Source organism: Actinomadura sp. J1-007 (assembly GCF_009793335.1).
GTDB lineage: Bacteria > Actinomycetota > Actinomycetes > Streptosporangiales > Streptosporangiaceae > Spirillospora > Spirillospora yumaensis.
This window is the reverse complement of the sequence record NZ_WING01000001.1, coordinates 1,772,955-1,789,370: the sequence shown is the minus strand read 5'-3', so window position 1 is coordinate 1,789,370 and position 16,416 is coordinate 1,772,955. Positions and strand designations below refer to the sequence as shown.

Genomic DNA, 16,416 nt, shown 5'->3' with positions numbered 1-16,416 from the left:
TGAGTAAAGAGCTGCTAACGTACGTCTGATCCGCGACGAGCACCGGTGGCGCCGGTCGATTCACGGGCTAGGGGGACGCACGCATGCACGGGCCGATCGGCTTCTCGCCCGGGGTCTTCGACCTCTTCCACGTCGGGCACCTCGACGTGCTGCGCAGAGCCGAGGAGGCGTCCGGCCGCCTGGTCGCCGGCGTGGTCACCGACGAGCTGGCCGAGGAGCTCTACGGCGCCCGCCCGATCGTCCCGCTGATCGAGCGCATGGAGATCGTGGGCGACGTCCGGCACGTCGACCGCGTCGTCCCGGTGTCCGACCCCGACCTGCTGCTGGTCTGGGCCGAGCTCGGCTTCGAGGCCCTGTTCGCCGTTCGCCCCGACGCCCTGGTCCCGCGGCGCGCCGAGCGCGACCTGGCCGCGCGCGGCGTGCGCGTCGTCCGGTACACCGATGTCGCCGAGACCGGCAGCGCGGTGCTGAGGTCCGCCCTCGCGGACGGGTCCGCGGGCGGCGCGGCCGGAGACGGGCGCAGGACGTCGGTCGCGTGAACGCCCCGGCCCCCCACCAGACCCACGCCCGCGCCGAACGGCCGCCGCAGGGGTTCGGCGAGGCCCTCGCGCGGCTCGCGTCCAAGCAGAAGACCGCGAAGGGCGCGCCCGCCTACTCCCGCTTCGTCAACCGCAAGCTCGGCCGCGTCCTCGCCGCCGCGTCGTACGTCGCGGGGCTGACGCCCAACCAGGTCACCGGCATCAGCGCGTGCTTCACGTTCGCGGGCATCGCGCTCATCGCGCTCGTCGATCCGGCGCCGTGGCTCGGCTTCGCCGTCTGCCTCGCGCTCGTGGCCGGGTACGCGTTCGACGCCGCCGACGGGCAGCTCGCCCGGCTGCGCGGCGGCGGGTCCAAGTCCGGCGAGTACCTCGACCACATGGTCGACAGCCTGAAGATCTCGGCGCTGCACGGGGCGGTGCTGGTCTCGTTCTACCGGTTCTTCGACCTGGACCGGGCCGCGTACCTGCTGATCCCGCTCGGCTTCACCGTGGTCGCGGCCGTGATGTTCTTCGGGATGATCCTCAAGGACCTGCTGGCCCGCGCGCACCGCGCGGCCACCGGCGCCCCGGCCCCGCCCGCCGTGTCGCCCTCGCCGCTGCGCTCGCTGCTGGTGGTCCCGACCGACTACGGGCTGCTGTGCGTGGCGTTCGTCCTGCTCGGCTGGCCGGAGGCGTTCCTGCCGGTGTACGGGCTGATCTTCGCGGGCAACCTGCTGTTCCTGCTGGCCGCGTCGGTGAAGTGGTTCCGCGAGGTCGGGGCGCTCGACACCCCCGCGAACAACGCGGCCCCCGCGAACGGCTCGACCCCCGCGAACGGCTCGTGAGCGGCGGGGGACCCGTCGTCGGCTACGTGCCCGGCGCGTACGACATGTTCCACATCGGGCACCTCAACATCCTGCGCCGGGCCCGCGCGCAGTGCGACCGGCTGATCGCCGGGGTCGTCACCGACGACGTGCTGGTCAAGGCGAAGGGGCGCGCCCCGATCGTCCCGCACGCCGAGCGCCTGGAGATCGTCGGCAGCATGGCCTGCGTCGACGAGGTCGTCACCGACGTGTCCAGCGACAAGGTCGTCATGTGGGAGCGCCTCGGCTTCGACGTGCTGTTCAAGGGCGACGACTGGAAGGGCACCGAGAAGGGCGACCGCCTGGTGGCCGACCTCGGGCGCGTCGGCGTGCGGGTCGTCTTCTTCCCCTACACGGTGCACACCTCCAGCACCGCCCTCCGCCACCTCATCACCGGCCGCTGAACCACCGGCCGCACCACCGGCCGCCGGACCGTTCCCCGGCGGGACGGCCGGAGGAACGGTCCAGCGGGACCGTCAGTCGTGGGCGTTGTCCACGGACAGGTCCTTGGGGGTCATGAGCCAGATCACCGCGGCGGTCACGAGCATGAGGGCGCCGCCGGCGGCGCTCGCCCACTCCAGGGAGCCGGTGAACGCCTCGCGGGCCCGGTCGGCGAGGCCGGCGCCCGCCGCGCCGAGCTGCCGGGCGGCCTCGATGGCCCCGCCGAGCGACTCGCGGGTGTCGTGCGCGGCCCCGCCCGTCAGGCCGTACGGCGCGAGGTCGGAGCCGGTGAGGTCGCCCCGGTAGACGACCGCGGCGACGCTGCCGAGCACGGCCACGCCGAGCGCGCCGCCGAGCTCGTAGCTGGTCTCCTCGATCGCCGCCGCGCTGCCGGACCGTTCCGGCGGCGCGCCCGCCATGATCACCGCGGACGCGATCGCGAGCGAGCCCATGCCCGCGCCGACCAGGAACAGCGACACCGCGACCGTGGGGTAGGCCAGCGGCTGCGGCCCGAAGAAGATCACCAGGAAGCCGAGGCCGCTGACCGCCAGGCCGCCCGCGAGCACGGTCCGGGTGCCGATCCGGGCGGCGATCGCGGGCGCGAACGGCGACAGGACCGCGGCCCCTACCGCCTCGGGCAGCAGCCGCAGCCCGGCCTCCAGCGGCGAGTAGCCCTGGACGAGCTGCATCCACTGCGCCATCAGCAGCATGGTCGCGGCGACCGCGACGCTGGTGGTGACCGCGGCGAGGGTGCCCGCGGTGAACGCCCGGCCGCGGAACAGCCGCACGTCCAGCATCGGGTCGGGCCGGGTCAGGCAGCGGCGCACGAACCAGCCGAGCGCGACGGCCGCGACCGCGGCGGCCCCGAGGGCGCCGGTGTCGTCCAGGCCGTCCTTGCCGAAGTGCTTGATCGCGTACACCAGGGCGACCATCCCCACGATGGACAGCACGGTGCCGGGCGCGTCCCAGCGGCCCGGCCGCGGGTTGCGGGACTCGGGCAGCAGCCACAGCCCGGCGCCGATCGCGACGACCATGACGGGGACGTTCACCAGGAACGCCGAGTGCCAGCTGAACGCCTCCAGCAGCGAGCCGCCGACGATCGGGCCGAGCGCGCCCCCGAGCGCCGCCATCGTCGACCACACCCCGAGCGCGGTCGCGCGCTCGCGCGGGTCGGTGAACAGCTGCCGGATCATCGACAGCGTGGACGGCATGATCATCGCGCCGCCCACGCCGAGCAGCGCGCGCAGCGCGATGACCTGGTTCGGCGAGTCGGCGACGAGCGCGCCCAGCGAGGCCAGGCCGAAGATCGAGAAGCCGGTGAGCAGCATCCGCTTGCGTCCCCACCGGTCGCCGAGGGACGCGGCGGTGACCAGCAGCCCGGACACGACCAGCGAGTAGACGTCCACCATCCACAGCAGGCCGACCGAGTCGGGCCGCAGGTCGGCCGAGATCTCGGGCAGCGCGACGTTGAGGACGGTCATGTCCATCACGACCAGCAGCAGGCTCGCCGACAGCACGGCGAGCCCCGCCCACCGGCGCGGGTGGGGCGGCGGCAGGGCGGGCGTCGCGCCGGCGGTCGTGCGCGCGGTCGTCATGGTGGTTCCCCCGATGTCCGATGGTTCTGGCGGGTCGTGTGCGATCGAGTCGTGTGCGATGGGCAGGGCGTCCGGGACGGGGTCAGGGGCCGGCCGGCGGACCCGTCCCGTCCAGGAAGGTGGTCAGGAGGATCCGGCCGAGGTCCCGGCGGGCGACCTCGCCGCGCCGCAGGCTCTCGCGGGCGCCGACGAGCAGCCCGTAGACCGCGCTGGAGAACCAGCGGGCGGGCAGGTCGGCGCGCAGCACGCCGGCCCGCTGGCACGCCTCGTAGAAGGCGACCTCGCGCTCCTCCAGCTCCTCGCCCCGCGCGACGAGGTCGGGCAGGTGGTTGACGAAGTGGTCGGTGAGGGCGAAGCCGTGCTCGTCGGCGTCCACGACGTAGGCGTTCAGCAGCGCGCCGAGCGCGGCGCGCAGCTCGCCGGGGTCGCCGGACGCGGTGGCCGCGTCGATGCCCGCCGAGCGCAGCGACCCGGCCCAGCACTCGGTGGCCCGGTCGCCGAGCGCGTGCAGCAGCGCCTCGCGGCTGACGAAGTGGCGGTGCAGCGTCGCGCGGCTGATGCCGATGGCGCTGGCGATCCCGGCCATCGAGGCGGTCGGGTTCGCGTTCAGGTGCCGGGTGGCCGCCGTGAGGATGTCCTCGTTCGTTTTCATCGTGAGCCATCAACGTCTCGTATGCGACATTTATGTCTCATCTTACGCATGTCCTGATGTGACCCGGGCCTCAGCCCGCGGCGGTCCACGGGGCGCGTAGGCTGGAGGGGTCACCGGGTCCCGCACGGGATTTCCGGGTCTTCGGGCTGCCCGAAGGAGGGCGGCCCGCGCGCACCCGCCGCTCGGCGGGAGGATGAGTAGCGGGCGAAGATGACGCTTTCTGGACTTGTTGACCTGGCGTGCACCGACCCCGGGTTGGAGCGCGCCCTGAACCGGGCCCGCGCCGACCACGAGGTCGTCGCGCCCCCGTCGCTGTGGCCGATCCTCGGGGCGGCGCTGTCCCGCGCGACCCGCGGCGGGGTCGTGCTGGCCGTGACCGCCACCGGGCGCGAGGCCGAGGACCTGGCCGCCGCCCTGACCAGCCTCATGGAGCCCGAACGGGTCGCGCACTTCCCGGCCTGGGAGACGCTGCCGCACGAGAAGCTGTCGCCGCGCTCCGACACGGTCGGGCAGCGGCTCGCCGTGCTGCGCCGCCTCGTCCACCCGGACGCGGGCGACGGCGCGGCGGGACGGCTCGACGTGGTGGTGACGCCGGTCCGGGCCGTGCTCCAGCCGATCGTGTCGGGCCTGGCCGACCTGGAGCCCGTACGGCTGCGCTCCGGCGACGACGCCGACCTCGAGGACGCCGTCCGGCGGCTCGTCGACGCGGGGTACCACCGGGTGGACCTGGTGGAGAAGCGCGGCGAGATCGCCGTGCGCGGCGGCATCCTCGACGTGTTCCCGCCGACCGAGGAGCACCCGCTCCGGGTCGAGTTCTGGGGCGACACGGTCGAGGAGATCCGCTACTTCAAGGCCGCCGACCAGCGTTCGCTGGAGGTGGCGCAGGACGGGCTGTGGGCGCCGCCGTGCCGCGAGCTGCCGCTGACCGACACGGTCCGCGAGCGCGCGCGGCTGCTGGCCCAGGAGCACCCCGCCCTGGAGGAGATCCTCGGGCGGATCGCCGACGGCGACACCGTCGAGGGCATGGAGGCGTTCTCGCCCGTCCTCGCCGAGCGCATGGAGCTGCTCACCGACCTGCTCCCGGACGGCTCGGCGCTGCTGGTGTGCGAGCCGGAGCGGATCCGGACCCGTTCGGCCGAGCTGGTCCGCACCAGCCAGGAGTTCCTGGAGGCGAGCTGGGTCAACGCCGCCGCCGGGGGAGAGGCGCCGATCGACCTCGGCGCCGCCGCGTTCCGCTCGCTGGAGGAGGTCCGCCTCCACAGCTCCGAGCTGGGCCTGCCGAGGTGGTCGGTCACCGCGCTCAACCCCGCGAGCGCCGAGGCGGCGCAGGCGGCGGACGGGGACGCCGAGCCCGGGCTCGCCCCGGACGAGGCGGCCGAGTCGTTCAACCTCGGCGCGCACGCGGCCGAGGCGTACCGGGGCGACACCGGCCGCGTCGTCGCCGACCTCAAGGGCTGGATCGCCGACGGCTGGCGCGTCGTCCTCGTCACCGCCGGGCACGGCCCCGCCGAACGGCTCGTCCAACTCGCGGGGAGGAGGGCCTCGGCGCGACGCTCGCCGACGTCGCCGAGCCGCCCCGCCCGTCGGTCGTCAACGTCACGACCGGGCTGCTGGAGAACGGCTTCACCTGGGCGTCGGTCAAGCTCGCGGTGCTGACCGAGACCGACCTGTCCGGGCAGCGGTCCTCCACCAAGGACATGCGGCGGATGCCGTCCCGGCGGCGCGGCGGGATCGACCCGCTCCAGCTCAAGCCCGGCGACTACGTCGTGCACGAGCAGCACGGCGTCGGCCGGTACGTCGAGATGGTGTCGCGGACGGTGCAGGGCGCCACCCGCGAGTACCTGATCCTGGAGTACGCCAAGAGCGACCGGCTGTTCGTCCCGACCGACCAGCTTGAGGAGCTGACCCGCTACGTCGGCGGCGAGGCGCCGAGCCTGCACCGGCTCGGCGGCGCCGACTGGCAGAAGGCGAAGTCGCGGGCCCGCAAGGCGGTCAAGCAGATCGCCGGGGAGCTGATCCGCCTCTACTCGGCGCGGATGGCGAGCCCCGGCCACGCGTTCGGCGCGGACACCCCGTGGCAGCGGGAGCTGGAGGACGCCTTCCCCTACGTCGAGACCCCCGACCAGCTCGCCGCGATCGACGAGGTCAAGGGCGACATGGAACGGCCCGTCCCGATGGACCGGCTGATCTGCGGGGACGTCGGCTACGGCAAGACCGAGATCGCGGTCCGCGCGGCGTTCAAGGCCGTGCAGGACGGCAAGCAGGTCGCGGTGCTCGTGCCGACGACGCTGCTCGTCCAGCAGCACCTGTCGACGTTCACCGAGCGGTTCGGCGCGTTCCCCGTGGTGGTCAAGCCGATCAGCCGGTTCCAGACCGACGGCGAGATCGACGCGACGTTGCAGGGCCTCGCCGACGGCAACGTGGACGTCGTGGTCGGCACGCACCGCATCCTGTCGGCGCAGACCCGGTTCAAGAACCTCGGCCTGGTCATCATCGACGAGGAGCAGCGCTTCGGCGTCGAGCACAAGGAGGAGCTGAAGCGCCTGCGCACGCAGGTGGACGTGCTCGCGATGTCGGCGACGCCGATCCCGCGCACGCTGGAGATGGGCCTGACCGGCATCCGCGAGATGTCCACGATCCTCACCCCGCCCGAGGAGCGGCACCCGGTCCTGACGTTCGTCGGGCCGTACGAGGAGAAGCAGATCGCCGCGGCGATCCGCCGCGAGCTGCTGCGCGAGGGGCAGGTCTTCTTCGTCCACAACCGGGTGCGGTCGATCGACAAGGTCGCGGCGAACCTGGCGCGGCTCGTCCCCGAGGCGCGGATCGCGACCGCGCACGGCCAGATGAACGAGCACGAGCTCGAACGCGTCATGGTCGACTTCTGGGAGAAGAACTACGACGTGCTCGTGGCGACCACGATCGTCGAGTCGGGCCTGGACGTCCCCAACGCCAACACCCTGATCGTGGACCGCGCCGACATGTACGGCCTGTCGCAGCTCCACCAGCTCCGCGGCCGGGTCGGGCGGGGCCGCGAGCGCGCGTACTCCTACTTCCTGTACCCGCCGGAGATGCCGCTCACCGAGACCGCGCACGAACGGCTCGCGACGCTCGCGCAGCACACCGAGATCGGCGCGGGCATGTACGTGGCGATGAAGGACCTGGAGATCCGCGGCGCGGGCAACATCCTCGGCGCCGAGCAGTCCGGGCACGTCGCGGGCGTCGGGTTCGACCTGTACGTGCGGATGGTCGGGGAGGCCGTCCGCGACCTGAAGGAGGGCGGCCGGCAGCCCGACGCGCCCGAGACCAGGGTCGAGCTGCCCGTGGACGCGCACCTGCCGCACGAGTACGTGCCGGGCGAGCGGCTGCGGCTCGACGCGTACCGCCGGATCGCGGCGATCACGTCGGACGAGGAGATCGGCGGCGTGCACGACGAGCTGAAGGACCGGTTCGGGCCGCCGCCCGTCCCGGTGCTGAACCTGCTGGAGGTCGCGCGGTTCCGGGCCAAGGCGCGCCGGGCGGGCCTGTCGGAGGTCACGGTGCAGGGCAACTTCGTCAAGTTCGCGCCGGTCGAGCTGCCCGAGTCCAGGCAGGTCAGGTTGCAGCGGCTGTACCCGAAGAGCATCCTGAAGCCCGCGACGCGGACGCTGCTGGTGCCGATGCCGAAGACCGCGCCGCTCGGCGGCCGGCCGCTGCGCGACCAAGAGCTGCTCAAGTGGGCGACGGACCTGGTGGGGGCACTGTTCCTGGAGGCCGTCCCCGCCTAAGCTGCGAGACTCCAGGTGATCAACGGCAGTGGTCGGACAGGACCGGCTCTCGGACGAGATGGGGGACCCGTGCTCGGAACCTCGGTGAAGGCGGCGCGCGGCGGGAGGGCCGGGGCCGCCAGGCCGCTGGCGCTCGCGGTGGCCGCGCTGGCGGCGGCGGGCGCGCTGGCCGGCTGCGGCGGCGACCCGGTGAAGATGGGCGCCGCCGCGCTCGTCGGCGACGACCGGATCAGCACGGGCACGCTGAACGGCGTCGTCCGGTCGGCGCAGCGCCAGTTCAGGACCGACCCGGCCGCCAACGAGATCCGGGCCAGGCTGGCGAGCGAGCAGCGGACGGGCGACGAGGGCCAGTCCGACCAGCAGCGCACGCTCGGGTTCCTGATCCGGTTCCGGATCGCCGACGAGGCGGCCGAGCGCAACGGGATCTCGGTGGCCGACGGGCAGATCGACCGCGAGCTGTCCGGGCTGGCGCAGGTGGGCGGCGCCCGGTCGTACGCCGTGGCCAACGGGCTGCCCGCGAGCAAGGTCCGCGACCTCGGCCGCTACTTCGCCGTCAGCGGCGCGCTGCTCGACCGCAACGGCGCCGACGGCGCGGCCACCAGCCCCGCCACCCAGAACGCGTTCGCCCGCGTCGACGCGCTCTACCGGCAGACCGCGGCCGCGCTGCACATCAAGGTGAACCCGCGGTACGGGGCGTTCGACGCCAACCGCAGCGCCATGCAGCCGGTCCGCTACAAGCTCTCCGCGACCGAATCGGGTATCCGCTGACCATGAGCCTGACCCTGCTCGCGACCACGCACCGGGTCGCGCCCGGCCTGCTGTCCTGGAGGGCGTGGGACGCGCTGCGCTCCGCCGACCGGGTGCTGACCCGCGAGGGCCATCCGCTGCTGCCGTACCTGCGGGACGCCGGGGTGCGCGCCGAGGAGGTGACCGACCCCGACCCGGCCGGCCTCGCCGCCGCCGCGCGCGAGGCCGGGGCCCGGGGCGGGCACGTGGTGTGGGTCGCCGCGCCGGAGGGCGACGAGCGGCTGCTGCGCGACATCGGCGGGCTGGTGGTGGACGACCCGCTGGACGTCGAGGTCGTGCACGGGTCGTACGACCTGCCGGGCGCGCGGCTGCTCGACCTGGTCTCGGTGATGGACACGCTGCGCCGCGAGTGCCCGTGGGACGCCAAGCAGACGCACGCCTCGCTCGTGCCGTACCTGCTGGAGGAGGCGTACGAGGTCGTCGACACGGTCGAGTCGGGCGACCTCGCCGCGCTGCGCGAGGAGCTCGGCGACGTCCTGATGCAGGTGGCGTTCCACTCCGTCGTGGCCGCCGAGCGCGACGACGGCACGGAGTTCACCATCGACGACGTCGCGGCGGGGATCGTCGACAAGCTCGTCCGGCGGCACCCGCACGTGTTCGCCGACGTGTCGGTGAGCGGGGCCGACGAGGTCAACACCAACTGGGAGCAGATCAAGGCCGCCGAGCGGGCCGAGAAGAGCGGCGACGAGGCGTCGGTGTTCGACGGCGTGCCGATGGGGCAGCCGGCGCTGTCGCTCGCCTCGCAGCTCCAGCGCCGCGCGGCCCGCGTGGACGCCCCCGCCGACCCGCCCGCCGAGCCGCTCACCGAGTGGGACGAGGCCGGTTCGGAGATCGGCCGGCGGCTGTTCGAGCTGGTCAGGGAGGCCCGCGCGCTCGGGCTCGACCCCGAGGCCGAGCTGCGCGCGGTGTCGCGGGTGTTCCGCGACCGCGTCAAGATCTGGGAACGGGAGCGGAACGCGCGCAACGGCGGATAACGCCCGCAAGATCGCCGATGGGGTGGTCTCGCGTGGGACGTCCGTTTACTCTTGGCGCGTGCTGGGTGGGGAGCGGTTCTGGTCGCGCTCGTCGACGCGGGCCGAGAAGCTGCGGGCCGTGCGCGGCCTCGGAGCGCTCGGTGGCGTCGCCGGCGTGCTGGTCGCGCTGATGCTGCTGCCGACCGCGTGCACGGCCGGGGTCGGCGCCCGCGACGCCGCCGACTGGTTCGAGGACGAGCCCGAGGGGCTGACGACCTCGGGCGTCCCCCAGCGCTCGAAGATCCTCGCGGCGGACGGCTCGACGATCGCCACGTTCTTCTACGAGAACCGGGTGGACGTCCCGCTCGACCGGATCTCGCCCGACGCGCGCCGCGCCGTCCTCGCGATCGAGGACAGCCGCTTCTACGAGCACGGCGCGATCGACTCCAAGGGCACGCTCCGCGCGCTCGTCAGCAACATGGGGTCGGGCGAGGTCACCCAGGGCGGCTCGGGCATCACCCAGCAGTACGTGAAGAACCTGCTGCTGACCCAGGCCGACAACGCCGCCGAGAAGAGGGCCGCGAAGGAGATCTCCCCGGCCCGCAAGATCCGCGAGCTGAAGTACGCGGTCGCGCTGGAGAAGCGGTACTCCAAGGACGAGATCCTCCGCCGCTACCTCAACATCGCCTACTACGGCGCGGGCGCGTACGGCATCGAGGCGGCGGCCCGCCGCTACTTCTCCAAGCCCGCCGCCCGCCTCACCCTGAACGAGTCGGCGCTGCTCGCCGGGGTCGTCCGCTACCCGCACGCCTACGACCCGACCCAGCACCCGCGGGCCGCCAAGGACCGCCGCGACACCGTCCTCACGCGGATGGCCGACCTCGGCTGGATCGACCGGGCGCGGGCGGACGCCGAGAAGCGGCGCCCGCTCGGGCTGAAGGTGAAGGAGGTCCACAGCGGCTGCGTGACGAGCGAGGCGCCGTTCTTCTGCGACTACGTTCAGCACGAGATCCTCACCAACGCGGTGTTCGGCGCGACGCCGAAGGACCGCGAGAAGCTGCTCAAGCGGGGCGGCCTGACGATCCGCACGACGCTCGACCGGCGGACGCAGCGGGCGGCGCAGCGCGCGGTCGACCGGCACGTCCCGCGCAAGAACTCCGCGCACAAGGCCGCCGCCGAGGCGCTCGTACGCCCCGGCACCGGCGAGATCCTCGGCATGGCCGTGGACCGCAGGCTCGGCCCCGACCGGCAGCGCGGCAAGACGTGGATCAACTTCGCGGCCGACGCGTCCCACGGGTCGAGCATCGGGATGCAGGCCGGATCGACGTTCAAGGCGTTCACGCTCGCGGCGGCTCTGGAGCAGGACCTGCCGTTCGGCACGCGGCTGATGGCGCCGCGCGGGTTCACGCCCGTCGGGTTCCGCGACTGCAAGGGCCGCCGCGTCGGCGATCCGGACGCGTCGCTGCGCAACTCCGCCGACGGCGAGGGCGGGCGCAGCTTCAGCCTCGTCACCGGCACGCACCACTCGGTCAACACGTTCTTCCTCAACCTGGAGCGCCGGGTCGGGCTGTGCGACACGGTGAAGATGGCCGAACGGCTCGGGATGCGGCAGGCGAACGGCAAGGCGATGGAGCAGTACCCGTCGTTCACGCTCGGGTTCAACCCGGTGTCGCCGCTGCGCCTCGCCGCCGCGTACGCCGCGTTCGGCGCGCGGGGCCGCTACTGCGAGCCGGTCGCGATCTCGCGGATCACCGACGCGTCCGGGCGCCGCCTGAAGGTGCCGTCCGCGCACTGCAAGCAGGTGCTGGACCGGGGCGTGGCCGACGCGGTCAACCACGTGCTGCGGGGCGTCCTGACGAACGGCACGGCGCGCGGCATGGCGCTCGGCCGTCCCGCCGCCGGGAAGACCGGGACGGTCGACGACTTCTCCGCCGCCTGGTTCGCGGGCTACACGCCCGAGCTGGCGTCGGCGGTGTGGGTCGGCGACCCGCGCGGCGGCTACCGGCATCCGATGGAGTCGCTGTGCATGGACGGCCGCTGCTACGGCGCGGTGTTCGGCGCGACGATCCCCGCGCCGATCTGGCGCGACACGATGCTCGCCGCCCTGTCGGGCGTGCCGGGCAGCGCGTTCCACCGGCCGCCCGCGCACTACTTCAGCCTGGGCAGCGGCGAGGACCCGCCCAAGAGGAAGAAGGCCGACAAGGGCAGGAAGGGCAAGAAGGACCGCAAGGACAGGCGGGACCGCGGGCACGGGGACGACCCGCCGCGCGAGGAGCCGCCGCCCCCGGCCCGGACGGCCCCGGCGGGCCCGGCGGCCCCGGCGCCACCCCGACCCCCGACCCCGGACGCCCCGCCTGACCTGCGGACACGCCGCGCCGGGCCCGTGTGACGCGGGCGGGGACCGGGTAGATCATCCGGCGGATGACACTTCGCACTGAACCGGGGGATCACATGCGTGCCATCGCCGTGTCCGAGTACGGCGCGACGCCGTCGCTCGTCGACCTTCCGAGACCGGAGCCCGGACCGGGCGACATCCTGGTCAAGATCGTCGCGGCCGGGCTCAACCCCGTCGACTGGAAGATCGCCGACGGGATGCTCAAGGACTCGGTGGACGCCGCGTTCCCGCTCGTCCTCGGCTCGGACGGCGCGGGCGTCGTCGAGGAGACCGGGCCCGACGTCACCCGCTTCCGCGTCGGCGAGCAGGTCTACGGGGAGTTCAGGATGGTCGAGCGCGGCCTCGGCAGCTACGCCGAGTACGCGATCGCCCGCGAGCGGTCGCCGCTCGCCCGGATGCCCGAGGGCATGATCTACACCCAGGCCGCGGCCGTGCCGACCGCGACCTCCAGCGCCTACAACCTGGTCCGCGAGGCCGACGTGGACGCCGGCCAGACCGTCCTGATCGTCGGCGCGACCGGCGGGGTCGGGCAGAGCGCCGTGCAGTTCGCCGCCAACCAGGGCGCCAAGGTCATCGCGACCGCCAGGCCCGACATGGCGGACGTGCTGCGCGACCTCGGCGCCGACGAGATCGTCGACCACACCAAGGGCGATCTGAACGCGCAGGTCCTGAGCGCCCATTCCGACGGCATCGACGCCGTCCTCGACATGGCGAGCGACCGGGCCGCCACCGAGCGGATCGCGTCGCTGCTGCGGCCGGGCGGCACGTACCTCAGCACCAACTTCGCGCTGAACCCGGACGCGATGGAGGCGCAGGAGCTGCGCGGCGTCAACTTCCAGAACGCCCCGTCCGGCGAGGTCCTGGAGGAGATCGGCGTGCTGATCGACGCGGGGAAGGTCAGGGTGCGGGTGCAGGAGGAGGTCCCGCTCGGCGAGGCGCCCGACGCGCTCGCCCGCAGCCGCTCCGGGGGCGCGAGGGGCAAGACCGTCATCCGCGTCTGATCCGGTGACCGAACGTTCCGTGGCGGGCCGGTCGGTGCCGGAGGGGCTGCGCGCCTTCCTCGCCACCGAGTCCGGCAGCACGAGCGTGCTGCTCGCCGCCACCGTCGCCGGGCTGGTCTGGGCCAACCTGCCGTTCGGCGACTCCTACGACGCGTTCTGGCGCACCGCCCTCGCGGTCCGGCTCGGCGACGGCGGGTTCTCGCTCGACCTCAAGGACTGGGTCAACGACGGGCTGATGACGCTGTTCTTCTTCGTCGTCGGCCTGGAGATCAGCCGCGAGATCCGGGTCGGGCAGCTCCGCGACCGGCGGGTGGTCGCGGTGCCGTTCGTGGCGGCCCTCGGCGGGATGGTCCTGCCCGCCGCGGTCTACGCGCTGGTCAACGCGGGCGGCCCCGGCGGCGCCGGATGGGGCGTCCCGATGGCGAGCGACACCGCGTTCGTCCTCGGCCTGCTCGCGGTGATCGGGACGCGCTGCCCCGAGCCGCTGCGCGCGTTCCTGCTGACCCTCGCGGTGGTGGACGACGTCGGCGCGATCCTCGTCGTCGCGGTCTTCTACACCGACGACCTGTCGGTCCCGGCGCTGCTGCTCGCGCTCGCGCTGTTCGCGGCGATCGCCGCGTCCCGCTGGCTGCGGCTGTGGCGGCCCCCCGCGTACGTCCTGCTCGGCCTCGCGGTGTGGGGGGCGGTGCTGGAGAGCGGCATCCACCCGACGCTCGCGGGCATCGTGCTCGGCGCCACCGTCGTGGTGTACGCGCCGAGGGACGCCCAGTTCCTGCGCGCCGGGGAGCTCGTCCAGGCGCTGTCCCGCGAGCCGAGCCCGGAGCTGGCGCGGGAGGCGACGCGCAGCGTCCAGCAGACCGTCTCGATCAACGAGCGGCTCCAGCTCCGGCTGCACCCGTGGACGAGCTACGTGATCGTCCCGATCTTCGCGCTGGCCAACGCCGGGGTCGTCCTGGACGGCCGGACGCTGCGCGAGGCCGCGACGTCCCGCGTCACCCTCGGCATCGTCCTCGGCCTGCTCGCCGGGAAGTTCGCCGGCATCGCGCTCGGCACCTGGCTGCCGCTGCGCCTGAACTGGGGCGTCCTGCCCGGCAACCTCGTGTGGGGCCAGCTCCTCGGCGGCGCGGCGGTCTCGGGCATCGGCTTCACCGTCTCGCTGTTCATCACCGACCTGGCGTTCGCGGACGACCCCGGGCTCCAGAGCCAGGCCAAGATCGGCATCATCTGCGGGTCGCTGCTGGCCGCCGGGCTCGGCTGGCTGGTCTTCCGGCTGGCCTGGGACCGGGGCGCCGCGTGCGCCCCGCCCGACGCCGAGCCCGTCCCGGAGGCCGAGCGCGCCCCGCTCCCGCCCCCGTCCCCGGACGACCACGCGGTCGGCCCGCCGGACGCCGCGGTCACCCTGGTCGAGTACGGCGACTTCGAGTGCCCGTACTGCGGGCGGGCCTACTGGGTGCTGGACGACCTCCTCGAACGCTACGGCGGCTCGGTCCGGTTCGTCTTCCGCCACTTCCCGCTGCGGGAGGTGCACCCGCACGCGGTGCCCGCGGCGGTCGTCAGCGAGGCCGCGAGCGACCACGGGCTGTTCTGGGAGATGTACGGCACGCTGTTCGGCAACCAGCTCGCCCTCACCGACGCCGACCTCACCGGGTACGCCGCGTCGCTCGGCGTCAACCCGTGGGAGGACCTGGAGCGCCACCGCGCCCGCGTGAACGCCGACCGCGAGGGCGGCGAGCGGGCGGGCGTCGGCGCCACGCCTACTTTCTTCATCAACGGGAACTTGTACGAGGGCCCGTACGACCTTGAGTCGTTCGCCGCGGCCATCGACGCCGCGCTGGACGACGCGACCACCGAGGGGGACACGTGAACGACGACGACAAGCGCGCCCGGCTCCGCGAGATCGAGACCGACCTCGACGCCCTGCGCCGCGAGCTGCCCGGCCCGGTCGACGGACCGCTGGACGCGAACGAGGCGGCGGAGAACCTCCAGGAGCGGGAGGAGACGGCCGGACGGATCGAGGACCTGGAGGAGGAGCGGACGCGCCTGCGCGACGAGCTCGGCGTGAGCTGAACGGCGGCGCCCGCGGCGCCAACGGCACCGGGGCCCGGGGCCCGGGGCCCGGCGGTCCCGGGAATGAACCGGCGGCGGTCCGAGTTGGGTTGCGTGACGCAACGAAAGAGGTGGGTCATGTACGAGGAGTTCCAGCGGGCGACCCTGTTCTTCGACGCCAAGGACTACGCCGAGGCCGCGCGCCTCCTCGCCCCGATCGCGGCCGCGGACCCGGACAACCGCGCCGCCGCCGAACTGCTGGCCCGCGCCTACTTCCACAGCGCCCAGCTCGGCCGGGCCGAGGACGCGTTCCGCCGCCTGATCGACCTCGACCCCTGCAACGGCTGGGCGTACGAGGCGCTGGCCCGCACCCTGGAGCGCCGCAGCCGTCCGGGCGAGGCGGCCCGCTACCGCAAGCTGGCCGCGGCGATGGGCGCGCCCGCGTCCGAGGAGATCGAGGTCGCGGTCACGGCCGCCGACCTCGCCTGACCGGCGGCCCCGCACGCGTACGGGAGGGGGCGCGGCCCCTGCTGCCCGGCGCGCGCGTACGGAAGGGGCGCGGCCCCTGAGGCTCAGCGCTCGCGTACGGAAGGGGGCCGGTGCCCGACGGCACCGGCCCCCTTCGCGTCGTTCCGGGTCAGCAGTTGGAGTACTTCACGTACCACTTGCCGTTGCCGTTCCCGTTCTTGTAGTCGGCGAGGTAGTTGCCGCCCTTGATCCTGACCCAGGTGTAGCCGCCGCGGCGCGAGATGGCGTTCCAGTCGGTCGTGACGGCGGTCCCGCGCTTCAGCCAGCGGACGTGCGGGGAGTGCGGCCCCGGGCCCTTGCGGACCCGCAGCCACTGGACGGCGACCTTCCCGTTGCACCAGCGCGGGGCGGCCTTCCCGGCCTGCGCCGCCTTCTCCTCCGTGCGGCCGAGCGCCTTCGCGGCTCCGTCCGCGCCGACGTCGATGCCGCTGGCCTCGCCCAGCGCCTCACCGGGCGTGTCCGCCGACGGCTCGCCCGGCATGGCGCCCTGCGACGCCGGGTCCTGCTGCCCTGCGGGCTGCTGGCCGGGCATCTGCTGGCCGGGCGTCTGCGGCTCGGGCATCTGCTGCCCCTGGGCCTGCTCCATGGGCATCTGCTGGCCCTGCGCCTGCTCCATGGGCTTCTGCTGCGCGGGTCTGCCGGGCTTGTGCTGCGCGGGCTTGCCGGGCTTGTGCTGCGCGGGCTGTGCGGGCTTCTGCTGTGCGGGCTGTGCGGGCTTCGGGTTCGGGTCGGCGGCGGCGGTGCCGGCGCCGGTGACCCCGAGTGCGCTCCCGGCCAGGGCGGCGCTGACCAGGCCCGTGCCGAGTTTTGCCCCTACGTGCATTTCTTCCTCCAGGTTTGCGGGAAACAGCAA

13 protein-coding genes and 1 pseudogene are annotated in these 16,416 nt (G+C 73.8%); 11 read left to right on the top strand and 3 right to left on the bottom strand.

Annotation, left to right across the window (positions count from 1 at the left end; genetic code table 11):
- Window positions 1-83: 83 nt before the first annotated feature.
- The 3 genes from GEV43_RS08060 to GEV43_RS53680 are packed head-to-tail and all read left to right on the top strand — an operon-like array spanning window position 84 to window position 1,785.
- On the top strand, window positions 84-539 hold the full coding sequence (locus GEV43_RS08060; protein ID WP_160820140.1) for an adenylyltransferase/cytidyltransferase family protein: 456 nt from the start codon (window positions 84-86) through the stop codon (window positions 537-539).
- The gene (locus GEV43_RS54670) at window positions 536-1,363 is read left to right on the top strand and encodes a CDP-alcohol phosphatidyltransferase family protein (RefSeq protein ID WP_160820139.1); all 828 of its coding nucleotides are present in this window, start codon (window positions 536-538) and stop codon (window positions 1,361-1,363) included. Before GEV43_RS08060 ends, GEV43_RS54670 begins: the two co-directional genes overlap by 4 nt.
- A complete protein-coding gene (locus GEV43_RS53680) occupies window positions 1,360-1,785 on the top strand; it encodes an adenylyltransferase/cytidyltransferase family protein (RefSeq protein WP_309239521.1) in 426 nt (141 codons plus the stop codon). Before GEV43_RS54670 ends, GEV43_RS53680 begins: the two co-directional genes overlap by 4 nt.
- 72 nt (window positions 1,786-1,857) lie before the next feature.
- On the opposite strand, the gene GEV43_RS08045 is transcribed toward GEV43_RS53680, so the two are convergent.
- Entirely contained in the window at window positions 1,858-3,417 is a 1,560-nt protein-coding gene (locus GEV43_RS08045; protein ID WP_160820138.1) for an MFS transporter, read from the bottom strand.
- Window positions 3,418-3,499: 82 nt separating this feature from the next.
- Entirely contained in the window at window positions 3,500-4,069 is a 570-nt protein-coding gene (locus GEV43_RS08040) for a TetR/AcrR family transcriptional regulator (protein ID WP_160820137.1), read from the bottom strand.
- 210 nt (window positions 4,070-4,279) lie between these two features.
- Here GEV43_RS08040 and mfd point away from each other — a divergent pair.
- The 8 genes and pseudogenes from mfd (at window position 4,280) to GEV43_RS08000 (ending at window position 15,524) form a co-directional block, all read left to right on the top strand.
- Window positions 4,280-7,833 (top strand): annotated as a pseudogene (gene mfd / locus GEV43_RS08035) (transcription-repair coupling factor).
- A 69-nt stretch (window positions 7,834-7,902) separates the two neighbouring features.
- Entirely contained in the window at window positions 7,903-8,601 is a 699-nt protein-coding gene (locus tag GEV43_RS08030; RefSeq protein WP_160820136.1) for a hypothetical protein, read from the top strand.
- Between the two features lie 2 nt (window positions 8,602-8,603).
- Complete coding sequence (locus GEV43_RS08025) at window positions 8,604-9,614, top strand: MazG family protein (protein ID WP_160820135.1); 1,011 nt, start codon at window positions 8,604-8,606, stop codon at window positions 9,612-9,614.
- A gap of 58 nt (window positions 9,615-9,672) precedes the next feature.
- A complete protein-coding gene (locus GEV43_RS08020) occupies window positions 9,673-11,982 on the top strand; it encodes a transglycosylase domain-containing protein (protein WP_309239520.1) in 2,310 nt (769 codons plus the stop codon).
- 62 nt (window positions 11,983-12,044) lie between these two features.
- On the top strand, window positions 12,045-12,989 hold the full coding sequence (locus GEV43_RS08015) for an NADP-dependent oxidoreductase (protein WP_160820134.1): 945 nt from the start codon (window positions 12,045-12,047) through the stop codon (window positions 12,987-12,989).
- A gap of 4 nt (window positions 12,990-12,993) precedes the next feature.
- The gene (gene nhaA / locus GEV43_RS53675) at window positions 12,994-14,853 is read left to right on the top strand and encodes a Na+/H+ antiporter NhaA (RefSeq protein ID WP_309239519.1); all 1,860 of its coding nucleotides are present in this window, start codon (window positions 12,994-12,996) and stop codon (window positions 14,851-14,853) included.
- A complete protein-coding gene (locus GEV43_RS08005; RefSeq protein WP_160820133.1) occupies window positions 14,850-15,056 on the top strand; it encodes a hypothetical protein in 207 nt (68 codons plus the stop codon). Before nhaA ends, GEV43_RS08005 begins: the two co-directional genes overlap by 4 nt.
- 117 nt (window positions 15,057-15,173) lie before the next feature.
- Entirely contained in the window at window positions 15,174-15,524 is a 351-nt protein-coding gene (locus GEV43_RS08000) for a tetratricopeptide repeat protein (protein ID WP_160820132.1), read from the top strand.
- A 148-nt stretch (window positions 15,525-15,672) separates the two neighbouring features.
- Here the strand turns inward: GEV43_RS08000 and GEV43_RS07995 are convergent, their stop codons facing one another.
- Window positions 15,673-16,386 (bottom strand): hypothetical protein, encoded by a 714-nt coding sequence (locus GEV43_RS07995; RefSeq protein WP_160820131.1) that lies wholly within the window; start codon window positions 16,384-16,386, stop codon window positions 15,673-15,675.
- Window positions 16,387-16,416 lie beyond the last annotated feature (30 nt).

Excerpts from the sequence above, each read along its gene's own strand:
- GEV43_RS08045 (WP_160820138.1), bottom strand. The coding sequence starts at position 3,417 with ATGACGACCGCGCGCACGACCGCCGGCGCGACGCCCGCCCTGCCGCCG.
- GEV43_RS08000 (WP_160820132.1), top strand. The coding sequence starts at position 15,174 with ATGTACGAGGAGTTCCAGCGGGCGACCCTGTTCTTCGACGCCAAGGAC.
- GEV43_RS08025 (WP_160820135.1), top strand. The coding sequence starts at position 8,604 with ATGAGCCTGACCCTGCTCGCGACCACGCACCGGGTCGCGCCCGGCCTG.
- GEV43_RS08060 (WP_160820140.1), top strand. The coding sequence starts at position 84 with ATGCACGGGCCGATCGGCTTCTCGCCCGGGGTCTTCGACCTCTTCCAC.
- GEV43_RS08040 (WP_160820137.1), bottom strand. The coding sequence starts at position 4,069 with ATGAAAACGAACGAGGACATCCTCACGGCGGCCACCCGGCACCTGAAC.
- GEV43_RS07995 (WP_160820131.1), bottom strand. The coding sequence starts at position 16,386 with ATGCACGTAGGGGCAAAACTCGGCACGGGCCTGGTCAGCGCCGCCCTG.
- GEV43_RS08015 (WP_160820134.1), top strand. The coding sequence starts at position 12,045 with ATGCGTGCCATCGCCGTGTCCGAGTACGGCGCGACGCCGTCGCTCGTC.